General features: G+C 42.8%; 18 protein-coding genes. 7 read left to right on the top strand and 11 right to left on the bottom strand.

All coding sequences use genetic code 11. The features are described from left to right. Positions 1–9 precede the first annotated feature (9 nt). The 4 genes from AT864_RS08675 to fabI all read right to left on the bottom strand — a co-directional run bounded on the left by AT864_RS08675 (position 10) and on the right by fabI (position 5,131). On the bottom strand, positions 10–1,539 hold the full coding sequence (locus AT864_RS08675) for a glycosyltransferase family 4 protein (RefSeq protein ID WP_066148325.1): 1,530 nt from the start codon (positions 1,537–1,539) through the stop codon (positions 10–12). Further along, on the bottom strand, positions 1,536–2,636 hold the full coding sequence (locus tag AT864_RS08670; protein WP_066148324.1) for a CotS family spore coat protein: 1,101 nt from the start codon (positions 2,634–2,636) through the stop codon (positions 1,536–1,538). The genes AT864_RS08675 and AT864_RS08670 overlap by 4 nt, the downstream gene beginning before the upstream one ends. 704 nt (positions 2,637–3,340) lie before the next feature. Continuing rightward, entirely contained in the window at positions 3,341–3,739 is a 399-nt protein-coding gene (locus AT864_RS08665) for a CotO family spore coat protein (protein ID WP_066148322.1), read from the bottom strand. 615 nt (positions 3,740–4,354) lie between these two features. Then, entirely contained in the window at positions 4,355–5,131 is a 777-nt protein-coding gene (fabI, locus tag AT864_RS08655; protein ID WP_066148319.1) for an enoyl-ACP reductase FabI, read from the bottom strand. 223 nt (positions 5,132–5,354) lie between these two features. On the opposite strand from fabI, the gene AT864_RS08650 reads away from it, so the two are divergent. Both AT864_RS08650 and prpE read left to right on the top strand, forming a co-directional pair. Next, positions 5,355–6,530: an FtsW/RodA/SpoVE family cell cycle protein gene (locus AT864_RS08650; protein ID WP_066148316.1), complete on the top strand. Its 1,176-nt coding sequence runs from the start codon at positions 5,355–5,357 to the stop codon at positions 6,528–6,530. Positions 6,531–6,972: 442 nt separating this feature from the next. Next, on the top strand, positions 6,973–7,710 hold the full coding sequence (gene prpE, locus AT864_RS08645; protein ID WP_066148313.1) for a bis(5'-nucleosyl)-tetraphosphatase PrpE: 738 nt from the start codon (positions 6,973–6,975) through the stop codon (positions 7,708–7,710). Between the two features lie 9 nt (positions 7,711–7,719). On the opposite strand, the gene AT864_RS08640 is transcribed toward prpE, so the two are convergent. Genes AT864_RS08640 through AT864_RS08625 form a run of 4 tightly spaced genes read right to left on the bottom strand, consistent with a single transcriptional unit; the run spans position 7,720 to position 10,494 of the window. After that, entirely contained in the window at positions 7,720–8,625 is a 906-nt protein-coding gene (locus tag AT864_RS08640; RefSeq protein ID WP_066148311.1) for an RluA family pseudouridine synthase, read from the bottom strand. Between the two features lie 26 nt (positions 8,626–8,651). Then, the gene (locus AT864_RS08635; RefSeq protein ID WP_183186680.1) at positions 8,652–9,446 is read right to left on the bottom strand and encodes an NAD kinase; all 795 of its coding nucleotides are present in this window, start codon (positions 9,444–9,446) and stop codon (positions 8,652–8,654) included. A gap of 17 nt (positions 9,447–9,463) precedes the next feature. After that, complete coding sequence (locus AT864_RS08630) at positions 9,464–10,102, bottom strand: GTP pyrophosphokinase family protein (protein ID WP_066148307.1); 639 nt, start codon at positions 10,100–10,102, stop codon at positions 9,464–9,466. A 17-nt stretch (positions 10,103–10,119) separates the two neighbouring features. After that, positions 10,120–10,494: a hypothetical protein gene (locus AT864_RS08625; RefSeq protein WP_066148305.1), complete on the bottom strand. Its 375-nt coding sequence runs from the start codon at positions 10,492–10,494 to the stop codon at positions 10,120–10,122. Positions 10,495–10,628: 134 nt separating this feature from the next. Between AT864_RS08625 and AT864_RS08620 the strand changes: the two genes are divergently transcribed. From AT864_RS08620 to AT864_RS08600, 5 genes are all read left to right on the top strand, one after another. Further along, positions 10,629–11,219, top strand: coding sequence for a CYTH domain-containing protein (locus tag AT864_RS08620; protein ID WP_066148304.1), 591 nt, complete (start codon positions 10,629–10,631; stop codon positions 11,217–11,219). Beyond that, the gene (locus AT864_RS08615; RefSeq protein WP_066148302.1) at positions 11,216–11,836 is read left to right on the top strand and encodes a lytic transglycosylase domain-containing protein; all 621 of its coding nucleotides are present in this window, start codon (positions 11,216–11,218) and stop codon (positions 11,834–11,836) included. The genes AT864_RS08620 and AT864_RS08615 overlap by 4 nt, the downstream gene beginning before the upstream one ends. 107 nt (positions 11,837–11,943) lie before the next feature. Then, positions 11,944–12,354, top strand: coding sequence for a globin (locus AT864_RS08610; protein ID WP_044745745.1), 411 nt, complete (start codon positions 11,944–11,946; stop codon positions 12,352–12,354). Continuing rightward, on the top strand, positions 12,347–13,234 hold the full coding sequence (locus tag AT864_RS08605) for a ClpXP adapter SpxH family protein (RefSeq protein ID WP_044745744.1): 888 nt from the start codon (positions 12,347–12,349) through the stop codon (positions 13,232–13,234). Before AT864_RS08610 ends, AT864_RS08605 begins: the two co-directional genes overlap by 8 nt. 286 nt (positions 13,235–13,520) lie before the next feature. Next, complete coding sequence (locus tag AT864_RS08600; RefSeq protein WP_044745743.1) at positions 13,521–13,712, top strand: hypothetical protein; 192 nt, start codon at positions 13,521–13,523, stop codon at positions 13,710–13,712. A gap of 20 nt (positions 13,713–13,732) precedes the next feature. On the opposite strand, the gene pepF is transcribed toward AT864_RS08600, so the two are convergent. The 3 genes from pepF to cls form a co-directional block, all read right to left on the bottom strand. Beyond that, entirely contained in the window at positions 13,733–15,547 is a 1,815-nt protein-coding gene (gene pepF / locus AT864_RS08595; RefSeq protein ID WP_066148300.1) for an oligoendopeptidase F, read from the bottom strand. 55 nt (positions 15,548–15,602) lie between these two features. Continuing rightward, positions 15,603–16,817: a competence protein CoiA gene (locus AT864_RS08590; protein WP_066148298.1), complete on the bottom strand. Its 1,215-nt coding sequence runs from the start codon at positions 16,815–16,817 to the stop codon at positions 15,603–15,605. A gap of 169 nt (positions 16,818–16,986) precedes the next feature. Further along, positions 16,987–18,498: a cardiolipin synthase gene (cls, locus tag AT864_RS08585; protein ID WP_066148297.1), complete on the bottom strand. Its 1,512-nt coding sequence runs from the start codon at positions 18,496–18,498 to the stop codon at positions 16,987–16,989. Positions 18,499–18,538 lie beyond the last annotated feature (40 nt).

The raw sequence follows: 18,538 nt of genomic DNA, 5'->3' as shown, positions 1-18,538 counted from the left end.
TTTCTCTTTTCATTTGCCAATGATAAAAGCGCGAAACGGTTTGTCATTGCTTCCTTTCCCTTTCCTGCGAGAAAATACAGGAAGCTCATAAGAAGAGGACGATAACACTAAAGATTTGTGATTCGCAGCAGCCGGCGAATTAGGTTGTTTTTCTTCAAGCGTTTTCTTCCTTTTCGGTTCGCTTGCACTTACATGCTCACCAGTTGAGTTTTGTTCTTGCTTTGCTGGACGGTCCGCTTGTAACGTTCCTTTCCGCTTTCTTCCCTTTTCTTTCCTTTTGTTCTTCTGTTCAGTTTTGCTTTCCTCTTGATTTAAGTCTGCTTCCTCCAGTTCAACCGCTGTATGTTGTTGCAGCGGCTCAACTGCATATTCTTGGTGCGTTTGTTCGTGCTCTGCTTGCTGCGCATGGGTCCAAACATCAAGCAACTCAGAAGCCACCCGATTCCATTCATAGCGAGAAACCGCTAATTCTCTTCCTTTTTCCCCCATTTTCTTCATAAGCGATCGATCTGATATAATTTGCGCAATTTGAGCAACAAACTCGTTCGGATCTTCCGGATTTTCTACAACAAGACCGTTTTCTCTTGGCACGATCACTTCGGAATTGCCTCCTCGAGCAGTCGTTACAATTGGAAGGCCAGCAGCCATCGCTTCATAATGCACTCGAGCCAAGGGCTCCTGCCATTGGGATGTACAAACAAAGAGATCAGCAGCCGCAAACCAATTTTGAATTTCATCTGGAGCAACAAAGCCGGTTGTGACAACGGGCACTGGAAGTCTTTTTGCCAATGCGCGTACATAAGCAATATAATCATTTACATCATTTTGGCTAAACCATCTGCTTCCAATGATCACTAAGGCAAGATCTTTAAATTTTTTTGCTAGCTCTGGAAGCGCCCTCACTAATTGATCGACTCCTTTATTGCGAGAGAGTCTTCCGGCAAATAAAATCACCGTTTTATTTTCCAAGCCGTTAGCTCGGCGGATTTCCTGGCGTATTTTCTGCATTTTCGGATGGTGGCCTGGTAAAAACCGATTCGTATCCACCCCGGAATAAATTGTGCGCACCTTGGCAGCCGCTTGTGGGTAAAGGTCGCTAATTACATTTCCAACATAATCGCTGACCGTAACAATATTGGATACTTCTTGTATAACGTTCTCTGCTTCTTGAGGATCCATTTTTTCAGGATGAAACATATCGTTATGCATGCTTAGTGTAATTTTCGCTAACGGAGCTGCCTGCCTGACAGGAAGGACAAGACGCGGGCGGTTAAAAATATGGATCAGATCAAATGGATGTGCTTCAATGTAGCGAACAACACTTTCCCGATAAATCTCAAACACTTTTCCCGGAACTCGCACATAATGAATGCCGTCCAGCGTTTCTTCATCTGGCAGAGATGGATCGCTCACGCCTAATACCGTAATATCATGCTCTTTTTTTAAAAACGGAAGAATTCCCTCAATATAAGTTTGGATCGCTCCGCCTAATACTGGGGGAACAGGAAGTTTTTCCGTGCAAATCATTAAAACTTTCATTCGTATCCCCCTTTTTCCCAATCATGTTGAATCTCTTCTAAAACAGGCCATTTCGATTGATCCGTATCAACAATCGTTTGGATCAGCTGGATCGTTTCTTCGTTTAGAAATAGTTCCGGCTCATATACAACTTCTTTTATATTTTTATAAAATTCATTCGGCATGGACAAATCAATCATTAAAATTTCATATAGCTCAGCCGAGATTGGATTTGCTTCATGGTATGATCGGATCATTTCCCTCACCCATTGCGCATCCCAGCGATATAAGTCAGCCATTGTGCCGCTAATCAGCTTTCTTAAATCACGAATTGGGAGATCAAAAGCAACACCGTCCAAGTCAATAATCCACATTCCTTCGGCTCCCATTTGACCATTGGACCAGCCATAGTCCTGATGGACAAGCCCCCAATACTCGTTTCCCTTCGCCGCCAGCTCAAAATAATGAGATTGATTTAGTCTGTCAAATCCTCTTTTTGCCTGCTCTTTAAACTCGTCGACAGTATTTAATAAATGCGGACTCGCCGGCATCTCTTGATAAGCCGTAGCAATGGTCCGAAACCATTCCATTTTTTCAATCATTTTTTTATAGCTTTTCGGCCACTTATGCAGTCTGGAAGCGACTTCTGCCTGCTGTGGCGGAACGTAGCCTTTGCTTAAGTGATGAAACTCGCCAAGAGCGTAGCATAGCTGCTTTGCTCCTTCTAAATCTTTAGAAACGGGCGCCAGTGGTTCAATCCACTCAGCCACAAACCATAACTTTCCCCCCACTTCCACATAATTTTGTCCATCCTTTGTCTGGATAATGGCTGGCACCCTTGCTTTCTTCACATTCACTAAATACTCTTGGGCGCCTAAACTAAACAAACTTCTAGTCGGTCGGCGATGCAATAACTTTAGACTTTTGGGGCCTGATTTTGTCTCTAGCTTCCAAATAGCTCCCCCTTTATCCGGCTTTGTCGTCACAACCTGACGGCTCTGTACAGACAAATCGTAGCTTTGCAGCACCTCTTGCGCTATTTGCTCGATATAATCAGGTACATAAAATTCATGATCTAGTTCACTGACCACCCACGGCCCGATTCCACTCTTCTCCACACGATCCCTCCTCTTGCCATATAAAGCGATTCACATCATTAACTGAATGAAGACAGCCTTTATAAACGATTCTCCTGCATTTGTTGCAAAAGTGTCTCCATTCTTTGAATAAAAACCCAGCGTTCCATGGAACATGCTCATGCACTAGATAGAAGCCTCCTCTTTTCATATGGAGCATATGCTGTTGTCCAACGGCCGAATGTCCAAGACCCCTTGCTTTCAGACTGATATTTCGCTAAACCGTTCGTTGTCCGGTTCGTAGTTACCGATTTTTGTGCTGAAGAAGAGTCTATGACCGTCAAGACCATCCGGCTGCTTTTTTCTCGAACCTGTTCGCTTGACCTTCAAAATGGCAGTTATTATAGAAACCCGTATAATGGATGACGCTCTCTCTTTTCCTTTTTGTCTTCATGTCCTAAACTCCTATTCTCGATCTTTTCACTTTATTGAGCCAACGAATGAGAGAGGCCACTCAGAAACAGAGGATCACCTCTTTTGACAGCGATGAGGCATCCGCCTGAAACCTACTATAAGGTATGCCGCCTTAGGAATAAGGTATAGACAAATATAACAAAGGGAAACATTTTTTCCTCTGAGCAGCCGTTACCGCTCTCCCTTTAACAAAAGAACGCAAGCTCTTCTTTATAAAAAATGCCCCTATCAGCTGTTAAGCTGACAGAGGCGATTTCTTCGCAATTTTCATCTTATGCATCTTTGCTAAACCCGATTAAGGTTACAGAATCAATTTGGTTAAATGGAATGGTAAATTTGTTTCCTCGGTCCGTTTGAAATTTCACATGACCGTTTCGATACTCCAAAATAAAGCCTTTATATTCCCCTTTTCTCGTAACAAGGTGGCATTTGATCCGTGACATTTGGTTAGGTAGCTTCACAAGAAATTGAATTTGCTCTTCCAATGTCATTTCTTGAAATTGCTTCTGTTTTCCTTGTTTCTGCGCATCCTCCCCCCATTCTGCTATTCCTGTCTGCTGAGATGATCGAGGCTTTTTGGCTTGAAAGGACTGCTGCATATATGAAACCTTTGGTTCTAAATTTGGTTGGACAATATAGAGAAGCGGCTCGTTCGGAACGCTTTGTTTCATCGGCTTTCCCCCTTTATTCAAAATGTTCTACAACATAATGTATGCTTTCTCTAGGCAAAAGTACACTCGCAAACAAGAAATGCCCGAGCGTGACAAAGCAGATTTCATAAAATAAAAAATGACCAAACTGCTTGTTTGGTTCTATCGCTGCCATTTGTGATGTGAATATTGGAGTTTGAACCTTTTCCGCGGTTGGGTGGACGAACGACACCGCTTCCCAGAATGTCATGGAGATCTTCTGTCGTCCATTGCTTTCCTTGTTACGTTTATCAAAAAAAGAAGCAGCCCGCGGATATCACCCACAGACTGCTTTGGATTTCCTATGCGATTGCCTTCTTGCAGCATCCATCGTTTCGATTGCAGATGGACTTTCTCATATACCCCATCTTTCGTCGTTTTTTCATCAATTTATAAGCTTGTTGCTATGGGGCTATGGATCCATAATTATAAGAGGACAGGACGCCGAACAACCAGCCGCTTTCAGGTAAACGAATTTGTCTGGAAGCGGTATTGTTCGACCGCCCGACCGTTGAAATCCCCACTCAGGAACAAAGGGTGGAGGCATCCGTATCTATATATGCCGCTCCATCCCGTTTTTTTGAAAAAGCCATGATATTAACGGGCCAAAATATGATAGCCGGAATCGACATGAATGCATTCGCCGGTAACACCGCGAGACAAATCGCTGAACAAAAACAGCGCCGCATCTCCTACTTCCTCTTGTGTTGTTGTCCGGCGAAGCGGGGCTTTCTCTTCGATTTCTTTTAAAATAGAGTTGAAATCGCTGACCCCTTTTGCTGATAATGTGCGAATCGGCCCAGCAGAGATCGCGTTGACACGAATGCCGTATTGGCCTAAATCGTTCGCTAAATATTTGACACTCGCATCTAATGAAGCTTTGGCAACACCCATGATATTATAGTTTTGTACAACGCGCTCGCCGCCAAGATACGTCAACGTAACAATGCTTCCGCCTTCAGTCATAAGCGCTTTTGCTTCTCTTGCGACAGCCGTTAATGAATAAGCGCTAATATTATGCGCTAACAAAAATCCTTCACGGCTTACATTCATGTATTCGCCGCTTAAATCTTCTTTGTTGGCAAATGCAATGCAATGCGCTACTCCGTGGATGACACCCACTTTTTCTTTGATGTCTGCAAAGCATTTGACAATGTCCTCATCATTTGTCACATCGCAAGGAAGCAACAAAGCGGTCTCATCTTCAAGCGTTTCAACTAATTTGCGCACTTCCGCCTCAAAACGCTCTCCCGCATAGGTAAAAATCAGCCGGGCGCCTGCTGCGTGAAGCGAACGGGCAATTCCCCACGCAATGCTTCGTTTATTCGCCACTCCCATCACGACATATGTGCGACCTTTTAATGATAACGTCATTCGCCATCCTCCTAATGATCATAGCTTTTATTTTTATTATTTGTTATTAGTACCAAGTATTAATTTCATTATAACAAAAAAAATAGCTCGACAAAATAATAATTTTCTCGAAAAAAAAGAATCGACAAATTTTTTCCGCTTGATTTACGCACTTCCCTTTGCAAAAATAATAGAATTAGCTAATATGGATATGGTAAGTTTTTAACACGGAGTTGAAAAAACGATGGAACAAGATAAATTATCGCAATCAAAGTTAGATTATAATTTGTTGTTTGTGCTATTTTTAATGGCGATTGTCAGCGCGATTGCCATCCAGAGCGCAGAACCGTCGCTCCCTGAAAAGCTGCAATCGGTAAATTTTTCATTGAAGCAGCTGCAGTGGTATGTCATCGGAGCCTTTGTCATTGCGGCTACGCTAATTATTGACTATGACCGCCTCTTTCACTTAGCTTGGTACCTGTACGGATTTGGAATGCTGCTTCTGCTCGGTCTTGAGTTCAATGTTCCCGGAACGGTGACCCTCAAAGGAGCAACAAGCTGGTACCACATCCCTGGTGCCGGTAACTTTCAGCCGTCCGAATTAATGAAAATTTTTATGATTATTGTCATAAGCCGTATTATTATGAATCATCGCGAAAAATATCCGGAACCAACGGTAAAGGAGGATTTTCAACTACTAGGGAAAACCCTCCTCGCCACCGCGCCGCCTTTATTTCTGCTTATTAGACAGCCAGACTTAGGCATGTCGATGGTGTTTATGGCGATTGTCGCCTCCCTTGTGCTCGTATCGGGCATTCGCTGGCGCATTATTTTGGGGATTATTTTTAGCGGCTTCTCTATTGCCGGCATTCTCATTTTTATTTTCTTTCAATTTCCTGATTTTTTCCATAAATATATTTTGAAAGATTATCAATTAGATCGCTTTTACGGCTGGCTTGCTCCATATGAATACTCCAATGAGCAAGGGTTTCAGCTCATTCGCTCTCTTCTTGCGATCGGATCAGGAGAAATGTACGGAAAAGGGTTTGGAAATTTGGATGTATATTTGCCGGAAGCGCACACGGATTTCATTTTTGGCATTATCGCTGAGCAGTTTGGGTTCATTGGCGCAAGCATTGTGATCTCGCTCTTTTTCCTGCTTGTATACCGGATGGTTCACATTGCTCTTGAAAGCCATGATTTATATGGCAGTTATTTATGCACAGGGGTCATCGGCATGATTACGTTTCAAGTCTTTCAGAATATTGGCATGACCATCGGATTGCTGCCGATTACAGGATTGCCGCTTCCATTTATCAGCTATGGAGGAAGCTCGCTGGCCACTTACATGCTGGCCATTGGCATCGTCTTAAACGTGCGTTCCCGCACGAAAAAATTTATGTTTTCGTCCGAAGAATAACCTTGATGGGGTAGACAAAGTCCTCTTTGACTTTGTCTACTGTCATTTTAAGCACCCATTCCTTGTGTTTTTTCACCTTATCCTATTTTCAACATGCTTAAGACGCACCCTCACAGGCGGATGAGCGAGGCAAGCGACACAGCATGGATCAATCTGCTAAAGTCGCAAGCTTGCGGCTTCTTTGTTTATTCCCTGCCAAAAGGTCATACAATATAAAAGGTGTCACTGAACAGGTTTGCATCTAGAAATCGGATCATTTTGGACGGCCAGATCATCGAATAACCAACCGCCTTACAAACTCGCCCATTAGCCTGAAAGCGATGCTGTTTAATCCCTTTTCGCGCGGGACATGACAAAACAAATCTGCCGATTGTCTCCGGCCGTCGCTCATGCAGAAACCATTGGCTTTAACTCATGATTGAAATGGAAAGAAGGGGAACGGATGAAAATCGATATTATCGGAGATATTCATGGTTGTTACACGGAGCTAGTTGCTCTGACAAAAAAGCTAGGATATGAGTGGATAAACGGCATGCCGATTCACCCGAGAGGAAGAAAGCTGGGATTTGTCGGCGATTTGACCGATCGCGGACCACAATCTTTACAAACCATCGAAACTGTATTTTCACTTGTGAAAAACGGGCTGGCTCATTATGTCCCCGGAAATCATTGCAATAAGCTGTACCGCTTTTTCCTCGGACGAAACGTACAAATCACGCACGGCTTAGAAACGACCGTAGCTGAATATGTCGCTCTCCCTTTAAGCGAACAGAACCTCATGAAGAAAAAGTTTATTTGGCTTTACGAGCATGCCCCTTTATATGCTCGCCTCGACAACAATCGTTTGGTTATCGCTCACGCCGGCATTCGTCAAGATTATATTGGCAAGTACAATCAAAAGGTCAAAACATTTGTGTTATACGGAGATATCACTGGGGAAACGAATCCGGACGGAACACCGCTTCGCCGAGATTGGGCCAAATATTATAATGGAGACGCATGGATCGTCTATGGTCATACTCCTGTTAGAAAGCCGCGCATCCTCAATCGAACAGCAAATATTGATACAGGATGCGTATTCGGAGGAGCGCTAACAGCATTGCGCTATCCAGAAATCGAAACGGTTTCCGTTCCCTCTACTTTGCCGTATATTCCAGAAAAATTTAAAGAATTCAACTAAAAGAGGGCGCTACTGTGCAGCAGCGCCCTCTTCAATCAACCGGTTCATATCATGGGGAAGCGGACAACGAAACCGCTTCATTTGCTGGTGAAACGGATGAAAAAAAGACAGCTCCGTGCTATGCAGCGCTTGGCGATTTATTTTTTCGCGGCTCCCTCCATATAATTCATCGCCTAAAAGCGGATGACCTAAATAAGCCAGATGAACACGAATTTGATGGGTTCGTCCTGTTTCAAGCTCCAATGATACATGCGTATAATGCCGGAAGCGCCGCAAAACATGAAAATGTGTGATCGCCCGTTGTCCGTCTTCACAGACCTCCCTCTCAATAATGCTGTCTCCTTTTCGGCCAATCGGCGCAGTGATCGTTCCTCTCTCATCTTCCACTACGTTATGGCAAAGAGCTTCATATTTTCGCTTTACATACCCTTTCTTCTGCAATTCGGACAATAAGTGGTGGACATGGCGGTGCTTGGCCACAAGCACCAGCCCTGAAGTATCACGGTCCAGCCGCGTCACAATGTGCACCGTCGAAGATAGATTTTGTTTGTCGTAATGATGCAGTAAAGCGTTCGCCAACGTGCCTCTTGGATGTTCACGAGATGGGATGGTTGGCATGTAAGGCGGCTTATTAACCACTAACAAATATTCATCCTCATACACCACATCAAGGGATAGAGGTTCTGCTATCATATCTGCACTTCGTTCTTCTGGAGGAAAACGCACAAACAATGTCTCACCGCACCGAAGGAGATGACGGACAGTGACAGGGTTTCCATCAACTTCAATAGCGCCGCCATGAAACTTAATATCGGTTAATGCAGTCCGCGAAATGTGTTGTTCTTTCAAAAAATCGCGAATAAGCTTTCCATCTGCTTGTTGTGTAATCGTCCATTGCAATGAAAAGTACGTCAATGCTGTTTACCCTTTCTTTCACATGTTTAGTCGGTAATAAATGAATCGCGGACCCGTTTCCAAAACGGAAACGGACGAAAACGCGCAAAGCGAACCTTTTCATCGGCTACACGGCATTGAATGGATTTTACCTCTTTATGAAGCAGCGATAGATGGTCAATTGAAATTTGAAAATCGCTGTAATTGACCGGCTTCAACATACATGTATGGTGCGCTGGCAAAACAAGCGGCGAACCAATCGTCCGGAACACACGATTGTTAATGGATGCCATTTCCGCCAATTGAATCGCTTCCAGCGATGGATGCAAAATGGCTCCTCCTAACGCTTTATTGTATGCCGTACTTCCAGTCGGGGTCGAAATGCAAAGCCCATCTCCGCGAAACGTTTCAAAAAGGTCACCCTTTATTTCTACATCCATAACAAGCGTTCCCGTGACACTTTTTACCGTGCATTCATTCAGCGCCAAATATCTTGCCTCCCGCCCGCCATTAACGTAACGGATAATCACCTCAAGCAATGGGTATTCGACCACTTGATAAGGAGTTTTCGCAATGGCAATCACAAGTTTTTCAATTTCTTCAGGCACCCAATCTGCGTAAAAGCCCAAGTGGCCTGTATGCACGCCAACAAATGCCGTTTTATCAAGGCGGCGGCAGTACCGATGAAATGCATAAAGCAGCGTCCCATCACCGCCAACGGAAATGACAATATCGGGCTGATTTTCATCATATTCAAGTCCAAAATCCAACAAGTAGCTTTTCATTTTTTGTGTTAGCGCATTAGATATGGCATCTCCTTTAGAGGTGATGGCAAATTTCATATCCTCTTGTTTTTTCTTCATCGTTCTTCCCCTTTTGCTTCTTGTTTTCGGGAAAACACCGCTTGCGCCTCCTGAATCTCAAACCGGATTTTCGACATTTCCTCATCCAACAAATAAGCAGCCTCTGCCGTGCGCTGCAGACGTGCTTTAATCTCTTCCGGAAAACGCCCGCTATATTTATAATTTAAAGAATGCTCAATTGTCGCCCAAAAATTCATAGCCAACGTTCGAATCTGAATTTCTACCAAAATCTTCTTTTCACCATGGATCATTTGTACAGGATAGCGAACAACAACGTGGTAAGAGCGATAGCCGCTTTCTTTTTTTTGCGTGATATAATCACGCTCCTCCACGATTTCAAAATCGTTGCGCTGCCGCAGCAGCTCCACCACGATTTTTATGTCATCCACAAATTGACACATCATTCTCAGTCCGGCAATATCCTGCATTTCCTCTTCCAACTTATCGAGAGGGATATTTTTCTTTTGAGCTTTATCAAGAATGCTCGCGATCGGCTTGACTCTTCCAGTCACAAATTCAATCGGTGAAGGAACACCTTGCATTTCAAATTGTGTCCGCATTCCTTTTAATTTCACTTTTAACTCTTCTACTGCTTGTTTATAAGGGGCGAGAAATAAGTCCCAATGCTTTACCATATAACCACCACCAAGCATTATGTAAGAAATACGTCTTTTACGGCCTTCTCCATCTCTTCACCATAGTTTGCATTTCCTTCAATATTGTCAACTAAATAAGCCAATTCTTCCTGGAAACCAGGCAATTCCATTTTGGCAGCACCGCATTGGAGAAAAACAGAAAGCGGCTGGTGCAATGCCTGTTTTACTTCCGGCCAGACTGGCTGGGGAATGGCTATATAGATAAATTCATCTCCCGCTTCAATTATATAAACAAATGATAAAAGATCAGAATCCACAAGCATATAGCGTTTCGGCGCCGCATTCTCCAGCGAAAACGGCGGTTCTTCAGCCAACAGCCATAGTTGTTCATTGCGTTTTTCTACTTGTTGAATCATTATCTTTTTCCTCATCATACCGTCTCCTTCCACTGCAACAATCCAATCCAACTTTTATTTTACCATAATACACCTATGCACAATAAACCATTGATATTCAGTTTGAAACATTTCATAATAAGGATAAGAATACAAGGAGACGAAAGCAGATGAAACAAGAAATCGAAATGGAGTTTAAAAACTTGCTGACGCAAGAAGAGTTCAATCGCCTTAAGCATTTTTTTTTCATTAGGGATGATCAGTTTGTTTATCAGGAAAATCATTATTTTGACACGCCGGAATTTTCCTTAAAAGGACAAGGAGCGGCATTGCGCATTCGAGTCAAAAACGATACATATACACTGACGTTAAAGCAAACAATCGAACAAGGATTGTTGGAAACTCATGAAGCACTTACAAAAGAAAAAGCGCAGTCCATATTAAACAATCCGGCGATGATGGAAGGAGAAATGAAAAGCCTTTTAAAAGACATGGGGATAGCAGCAGAACAATTGCAGCATTTCGGAACACTCGCAACCCACCGGGCGCAAGTTCCTTATGAAGGCGGAATGCTTGTGTTGGATCATAGCTGTTATTTGCAAACAGAAGATTACGAGCTGGAATTTGAAGTTAATGACTGGGAACAAGGAAAAAACAGCTTCGAGAAATTGCTCGCTTCCTTCCGTATTCCCTATCGTCCAAGTGCAAACAAGATCAAACGTCTCTATGCTAAAAAATATGGAGTTGAGGATCAATCATGAACATTCAACAAATCAAAATGTGGATGGAGCTTCAAGCGTTGCGTTCATTTTCTACCAACACTTCAACTACAGCTGATCCTTTCACGGAAATGGGAACGCCGTTTCAAGCGTTGTTGTCCCAAGTGCTTGAGCAGACAGAATCAAAGCAGCCGCAAACAGAGGAGACTTCCTTGAAATCTCTGACCGCTCTGCCGCTCCGCACGCTAGCAGCTGCTCCAGCCAATCAAGCCGCTCCTTCAAACAGCCGTATAGAGGAAATCATTCAACAAACCGCTGAAAAATATGGTGTGGAGCCTAAACTGATTCATGCGGTTATTCGTCAAGAATCCGGGTTCCGTCCTGATGCGAAAAGCCATGCTGGCGCCGCCGGGCTTATGCAGTTAATGCCGAGCACAGCGAAAATGCTTGGGGTAGCTGATGTATTCGATCCCGTTCAAAATATAGAAGGAGGAACAAAGTATTTACGTCAGCTATTAGACCGTTACAATGGCAATCTTGAGCTTGCCCTCGCCGCTTATAATGCAGGACCGGGGAACGTTGACAAATACGGAGGAGTTCCTCCATTTCGTGAAACAAGGTCGTATGTACAAAAAGTACTAAACATATACTATTCGTAAAAAATCCTTTGTTTAGAGTGCGACCGCTAAGTCGCTTTGTTTGAGATATATGGACTTCATTGTTAAAATAGCAATACATGATATTTGTTTTAAAGGAGTTATCAATGATGGCGGAACACTCGAGAACACCGTATGAATCGATTGGCGGGGAACCAATGATTGCAAAGCTCGTTGATGCGTTTTACAGCCGTGTTGCTAAACATCCTGACTTACAACCTATTTTCCCGGCTGATTTAACGGAAACAGCCAGAAAACAAAAACAATTTTTAACTCAATATTTAGGAGGTCCGCCCCTCTATACAGAAGAACACGGCCATCCAATGCTTCGAGCCCGCCATTTGCCGTTTGAAATCACTCCGACTCGGGCCAAAGCATGGCTGGCCTGTATGAGAGAAGCGATGGACGAAGTCGGCTTATCCGGACAAGTGCGTGAAGAATTCTATCATCGCCTTGTACTGACTGCTCACCATATGATTAACACTCCAGAACAAGATAGAGAGGAGCATTCCTTTGAATGAAAAGGTAGCTGGCATCGTATCCAACTTTCCATTCGCTTTTCAGCATTGTAGTGGTGAGAAAAAGCCTTTGGAAATTTATTTATTTATCGATCCTCTTTGTCCGGAATGCTGGGCGCTTGAACCCATTATCAAAAAGCTTTTCATTGAATATGGACGATTTTTTACCTTGAAGCATGTGCTAAGCGGAAGACTGGCAACATTGAACATCTGTAAAAAACAAAAATTTGAAGTGATTGCTCATACGTGGGAACGCACGGCCAGCCGCTCCGGCATGTCTTGTGATGGAAGCCTATGGTTTGAAAACCCTATAGACACTCCCTATTCCGCTTCGATTGCCATTAAAGCGGCGGAACTACAAGGAAAACGGGCTGGCATGCGCTTTTTGCGCAAGCTCCAAGAACTCCTGTTTTTAGAAAAACAAAATATTGCTGATATTAATGTTTTGTTGGAGTGTGCGAAAAATGTCGAGCTGGATGTTAATGAATTTATGAAGGACCTTCATTCTAACAGTGCCGCGAAAGCATTTCAATGCGACTTAAAAATTACATCAGAAATGGATGTCCAAGAAGTTCCCACACTCGTCTTTTTTAACGAAAATATTGAAGAAGAGGGCATTAAAATTTCTGGATGCTATCCATATAGCATTTATGTGGAGTTGATTCATGAAATGCTGGGATTCTGTCCAGAGCCATCACCGCCCCCCCCACTTGAAGCCTTTTTAAACCATTTTAGATTTGTTGCCACAAAAGAAATCGCCGTTGTGTATGATCTTGATATACAAGAGGTCGAAAAGGAAATGAAAAAGCTGCAACTCAAGCAAAAAATTGAAAAAGTTCCCGTAAAGTACGGAACTTTTTGGAGGTATCTTTCGACCAAATAATTTCCTTTTACACATAAAAAGACAAAAGACCCAGCGCAGGCCGGGTCTTTTGTCTTTTTATTGTCATTAAGACAACAAAGGGGATGGGAGAAAATTTTCACGGTCAAACAAAGGGGTATAAGGTTATTTGTGATTTTATTCACGTAATTATCATATCAGTGATCGTTTTTTTTGACAACTGTTTTGTTTATTTGTTCACGATTTTGTCATAAATCCTTAAGCAAGGCATGTTAAGCCGGACCATCATCATACAATGAATATAAAACAGCTAGAAATGGAGGGAACAATGAAACGAATCACGCTCATTTTTTGGATGTTGATAGTGTTGATTGCCTTTCTTTTGAATTTATTCGGCTTAATGCACGTCATGCCTTTATTCATTACGATGCCTCTTTTGTTTCTTTCGATTTTATTCGCATTATGGACATTTAACAACCGCAACCGTTTTAAAGGATTTCAAAAAAAACGAATGTGGTAATCCCCACATTCGTTTTTTATCTACGACAGCAGTTGTTCCATCTCTTCCAGTTTTTGTGCGAACACTTGGCACGCTTCCTCAATTGGCTTAGCTGTCGCCATATCCACTCCAGCCTTCTTCAGCACCTCAATCGGATAATCAGAGCTGCCGGCTTTTAAAAACTCAACGTACCGTTGAACAGCCGGCTCTCCTTCTTCTAAAATTTGCTTGCTCAACGCTGTAGCCGCACTAAAGCCTGTCGCATATTGATATACATAATAATTGTAGTAAAAATGCGGAATTCGCGCCCATTCTAAACCGATTTCCTCATCAACAACCACATCGCTTCCAAAATATTTTTTATTGAGCTCATAATACATAGATGTCAGTGATTCGGCTGTTAACGCTTCTCCCTGTTGGGCTTTTACATGAACCATATGCTCAAACTCAGCAAACATCGTTTGCCGAAATACAGTGCCGCGAAAACCTTCCAAATAATGATTGAGCAAATACAACCGCTTGTCTTCCTCTTCAATCGTTTTTAGCAAATAATCATTGAGCAATGCTTCATTGCATGTCGAAGCGACTTCCGCCACGAAAATCGAGTAGCTGCCATATGGATATGGCTGCGTTTTCCGCGTATAATAGCTGTGGACAGAATGGCCAAACTCATGGGCAAGCGTAAATAAATTATTGACATTATCCTGCCAATTCAGCAAAATATATGGATTGGTTCCATAAGCTCCTGAAGAATAAGCTCCACTTCTTTTTCCTACATTTTCACGCACGTCGACCCAACGATTTTCCAGTCCTTCTTTCACGATGCTTACATATTCTTCGCCAAGTGGAGCTAGTCCTTTTAGTAGATACTGCTTTGCTTCTTCATATGTCACTTCCATTTTTACATTTTTCACCAGAGGAGTATACAAATCGTACATATGAAGTTCCTCAAGCCCTAGAGCTTTTTTGCGCAATCGAACATATCGGTGCAGCAAATCCAAATTTTTATTTACAGTCTCCACAAGATTATCATAAACGCTCTCCGGAATATTATTGCTGCTTAAAGCCGCTTGACGCGCAGATTGATACTGTCGCACGCGGGCAAAAAAGTTATCTTTTTTCACTGCGCCACTAAGCGTGCTGGCAAAAGTGTTTTTATATTTTCCGTATGTTTTATACACAGCTTTAAACGCATCACGGCGAACGCGGCGATCTTCACTTTCAAGAAAGCGTATGTAACGTCCGTGCGTCACTTCAACTTCTTCCCCATTTTCGTCAATAATGGTCGGGAATTTTAAATCGGCGTTATTTAGCATCCCAAATGTATTGCTTGATGAGGCCATCACCTCCGCCGCTTGAGCAAGCAACGCCTCTTCTTTTGCGCTCAGCACATGCGGCCGCTGTCGGTTAATTTCATCTAAAGCATGTTCATAAAGCTTAAGTTCCTCTTTTTCCTTAAGAAATGACTTCACTTTCGCCTCATCAATCGCCAAAATTTCTGGCACGATAAAAGCCATTGCGCTTGATGCTTCGCTGTAAAGCCCCTTAATCCGATCATTTAAGCTTTGGTAAAAAGAGTTGGTGGTATCTTGGTCGTAGCGCATATGCGCATACGTATACAGCTTGTCAAGACGCAGCGACAAATGATCCTGATATTGCAGCGCCTCATAGAAAACATCGGCGGATTCTCCTAGACGCCCTTGATAATCAGCGAGCTGGGGCAGCATTTTTTTGACTTCTTGAAATTCTTGCTCCCATGCCTCATCGCTTGGAAAAATATCTTCAAGCCGCCACGTTTCCTCGATAGGAATTTCATTGCGCTTTGGCAATGATTTTACCGCTTGCTTTTCAGTCATATGCAAATTGTCCTCCTTTATCAAACATTACATTATAGTAGTATTCTCTTTCTTTTTAAAATTCCCTCCAATCATTATATGACAGCGACGTTCTTTTTATTTGCTCAAGCAATGAGCGATCATTGGCCAGTGCTTCTTCTATCGTCGCCGGAAACGTCCAGTTTTGGATGCGCTGAATGGACTTTTTGGTCATCCATCGAACATAGCCGAGCTGTTCCAGCCGCTGGATATACTCATATATCGCCCTTGTGTAAGGGTATGCTTGTGCCAATGGAAGCGCACGTACAAATAGCTTGCGTTCTGCAATTTTTTTCTTTATCCAGTTATAAATCTCCGCAAGCGAATACGTTCGGTTGGAACTGTTTATAAAAAGTAAAATATAGGTCTGCCAAATAAATGGAGGACTTTCAAATAAATAGCCAAATTGCAGCGGCCACCCTGCTTCACAAGGAAATAAAGATGGAGGGTGGTGCAAATAGAAATCCGCACAGACTGCCCTCGTCAACGTGGAAGGATAGAACGTAAAGGTTTGGCGCCATTTTGTTTTTTGCATGAGCCATGTTCGCCAAAAGGAGGACGGCAACGAAATTTGCGGATAGGTAAAAAAATCATGGATACGAACATGATCAATCTTTTGAATGATGGGAACAGAAAAAGCATGATAGGTCGAAAAAGGAACGAGATGAACGAGGCGGATCAGCTTCTTTGTCTGAGGACAGTAATAGAAAAGCAAGGGTTGCGGGGAAATGGAGGACACGTACTGTGTGAATAGCCATTGAAACCTAGAAAGCTTAAAATGAAAAGCGGATAGTCGTTGAAGCTGGTGTGCTCCCAATATCCAAATGGGCTGCATACCCGTTTTTTTGTAGCCATTATTGCGCTTTTGAAATTGTGCTTCGCTTATGACCGAGCATTGATATTCGAACACATACGGCCGTCCTTGGATGTTCACATAAAGATCTGGACGCTGTTGAATCGTAAGAAAGTAGGGCTCTAGCTGGACATCGGGTGCTTGTTTTTGCAGCCACGTAAACAAATCCCGTTTTCCAGAAGCATGATACGACGATTCTGTCTCATGCTCAAACGGACATTTCGTTTCTCTTTTATGGGCAAAATGCGGCAGCTTCTTTGTACCCAGCTTTAGAATCACCTCTTTTTGGCATCCGGGACAAACAAAAGTTTCTTCTTCCTTCAGTCGCTTGAGCTTTTGCCGCGTCCAGCCATCCAATAGAGAAATCGTTTGGCCATTTGAACGTTGTGCAACCAGCAAAAAAAACACTCCTTTCATCACGGCTTATTCTTTATAGCATTCGTTCCGTTTGGCTTAAATTCCTGCTAGCTGCCGAATATAAAACAAGGACAAGAGATCCATTGTGATATAACAAAAAACCTGAGCCATCATGCTCAGGCTGTTCCATAAACCTTTTGGATAGAAATCGCTAAAGAAGCGGAGAAAGCAAGCGGCAAATCGATTCGACCACACGGGTGGCCAAGCGCCTCTTTTTAAATGTTTCATAATCAATGGGATCGGAATCATTCAAATCGTTTAAAAAATCAGCTACAAGCGTTTTTGTGCTTTCTGTATGATATAAGAAAGCATTCACTTCAAAATTCAGATGAAAGCTGCGCATATCCATATTGGCTGTCCCAATCGAGGCAAGCTCTCCATCGACAATAATAATTTTGCTATGTAAAAAGCCTTTGCGATATTCGTAAATTTTCACTCCAGCCTCCAATAATTCTGGAAAATAGGAACGTGAAGCATAAAACACAATTTTTTTATCAGGCCGTTTGGGCGCCAAAATGCGAACATCAATGCCGCTTAATGCCGCCACTTTTAACGCTTCGAAAATGTCCTCGTCTGGTATAAAGTAAGGAGACGCAATCCAAATCGATTTTTTCGCCGATACGATCATGGCGAAAAATAAATGCTTGATAACCTCCCATTCTTGATCGGGTCCGCCGGAAATAAGCTGGATGCCGCCTTTCTCGCTGTTCGGAATGAGGGTCGGCGATAAATAATTTAATGTTAATAAGGTTTCCCCGGTCATATAGTACCAATCCTGCAAAAAAATAAGCTGGAGTGTTCTTACGGCTTCTCCGCGAATCCATAAATGCGTATCGCGCCAAAAGCCAAAGTATTCGTTTTTGCCTAAATACTCATCTCCAATATTTAACCCGCCAACAAATCCCACTGTTCCATCAATGACGATAATTTTACGGTGATTGCGGAAGTTAATTTTATTATTTAAAAAAGGAAGACGGACAGGGGAAAACGGAACCATTTCCACTCCAGCATCACGAAGCTCTTGAATGTACGCTTTCGATAACTTCCAGCTTCCAACAGCGTCATATAGAAAACGGACATGTATCCCTTTTTGTGCTTTTTCAATCAAGATGTTCTTCAACCTTTGTCCAACGTCATCATGGCGAACAATATAATATTCTAAATGAATATGATGATTCGCTTTCTCAAGCTCTGCAAAAATAGTGGAAAACGTTGCTTCTCCATTCGTTAATATTTTCGTTTCCGTCGCCAAAGAAACAGGGCTTTTGCCAAGACGGTGGGCAAGCCGGAGAAGCGGCAGTTGGTGCTCTTCGATATGCTTCATCTGCTCGATGTTAAAATCGCGCTGCCCCTCAAATTTTAGAAACATTTGTTCATCCAGCATCGCCTTCTTTTTAAATAACCGCTGTTTTCGATAGCTTTGACCGAATAGGATATAAAAGAAAAAGCCGATGAGCGGAAAACTTCCAAGCACGACCAGCCATGTTAGCGTCTGAGCTGGCCGCCGATTTTCCAAGGAAATGACAAAGGCGATAAAAATAACGGAACAGGTCGTCAAAATACTGAGCGATCCAAGAAGCCAGCCTTCCCAATAGTCTTTTGTAAAAAATAAAAGTACGCTTAGCAGAAGTAAAAAAATGAACACTTGCAACGTATTTCGCAATGAATTTCACCCTATCCGTTTGTTGTTCTCGAAGAAAAAG

This window comes from Anoxybacillus sp. P3H1B (assembly GCF_001560855.1).
In the GTDB taxonomy this organism is placed as follows: Bacteria; Bacillota; Bacilli; order Bacillales; family Anoxybacillaceae; genus Anoxybacteroides; species Anoxybacteroides rupiense.
The sequence above is the reverse complement of the archived record's forward strand: the minus strand, read 5'-3'. Positions and strand labels throughout refer to the sequence as shown.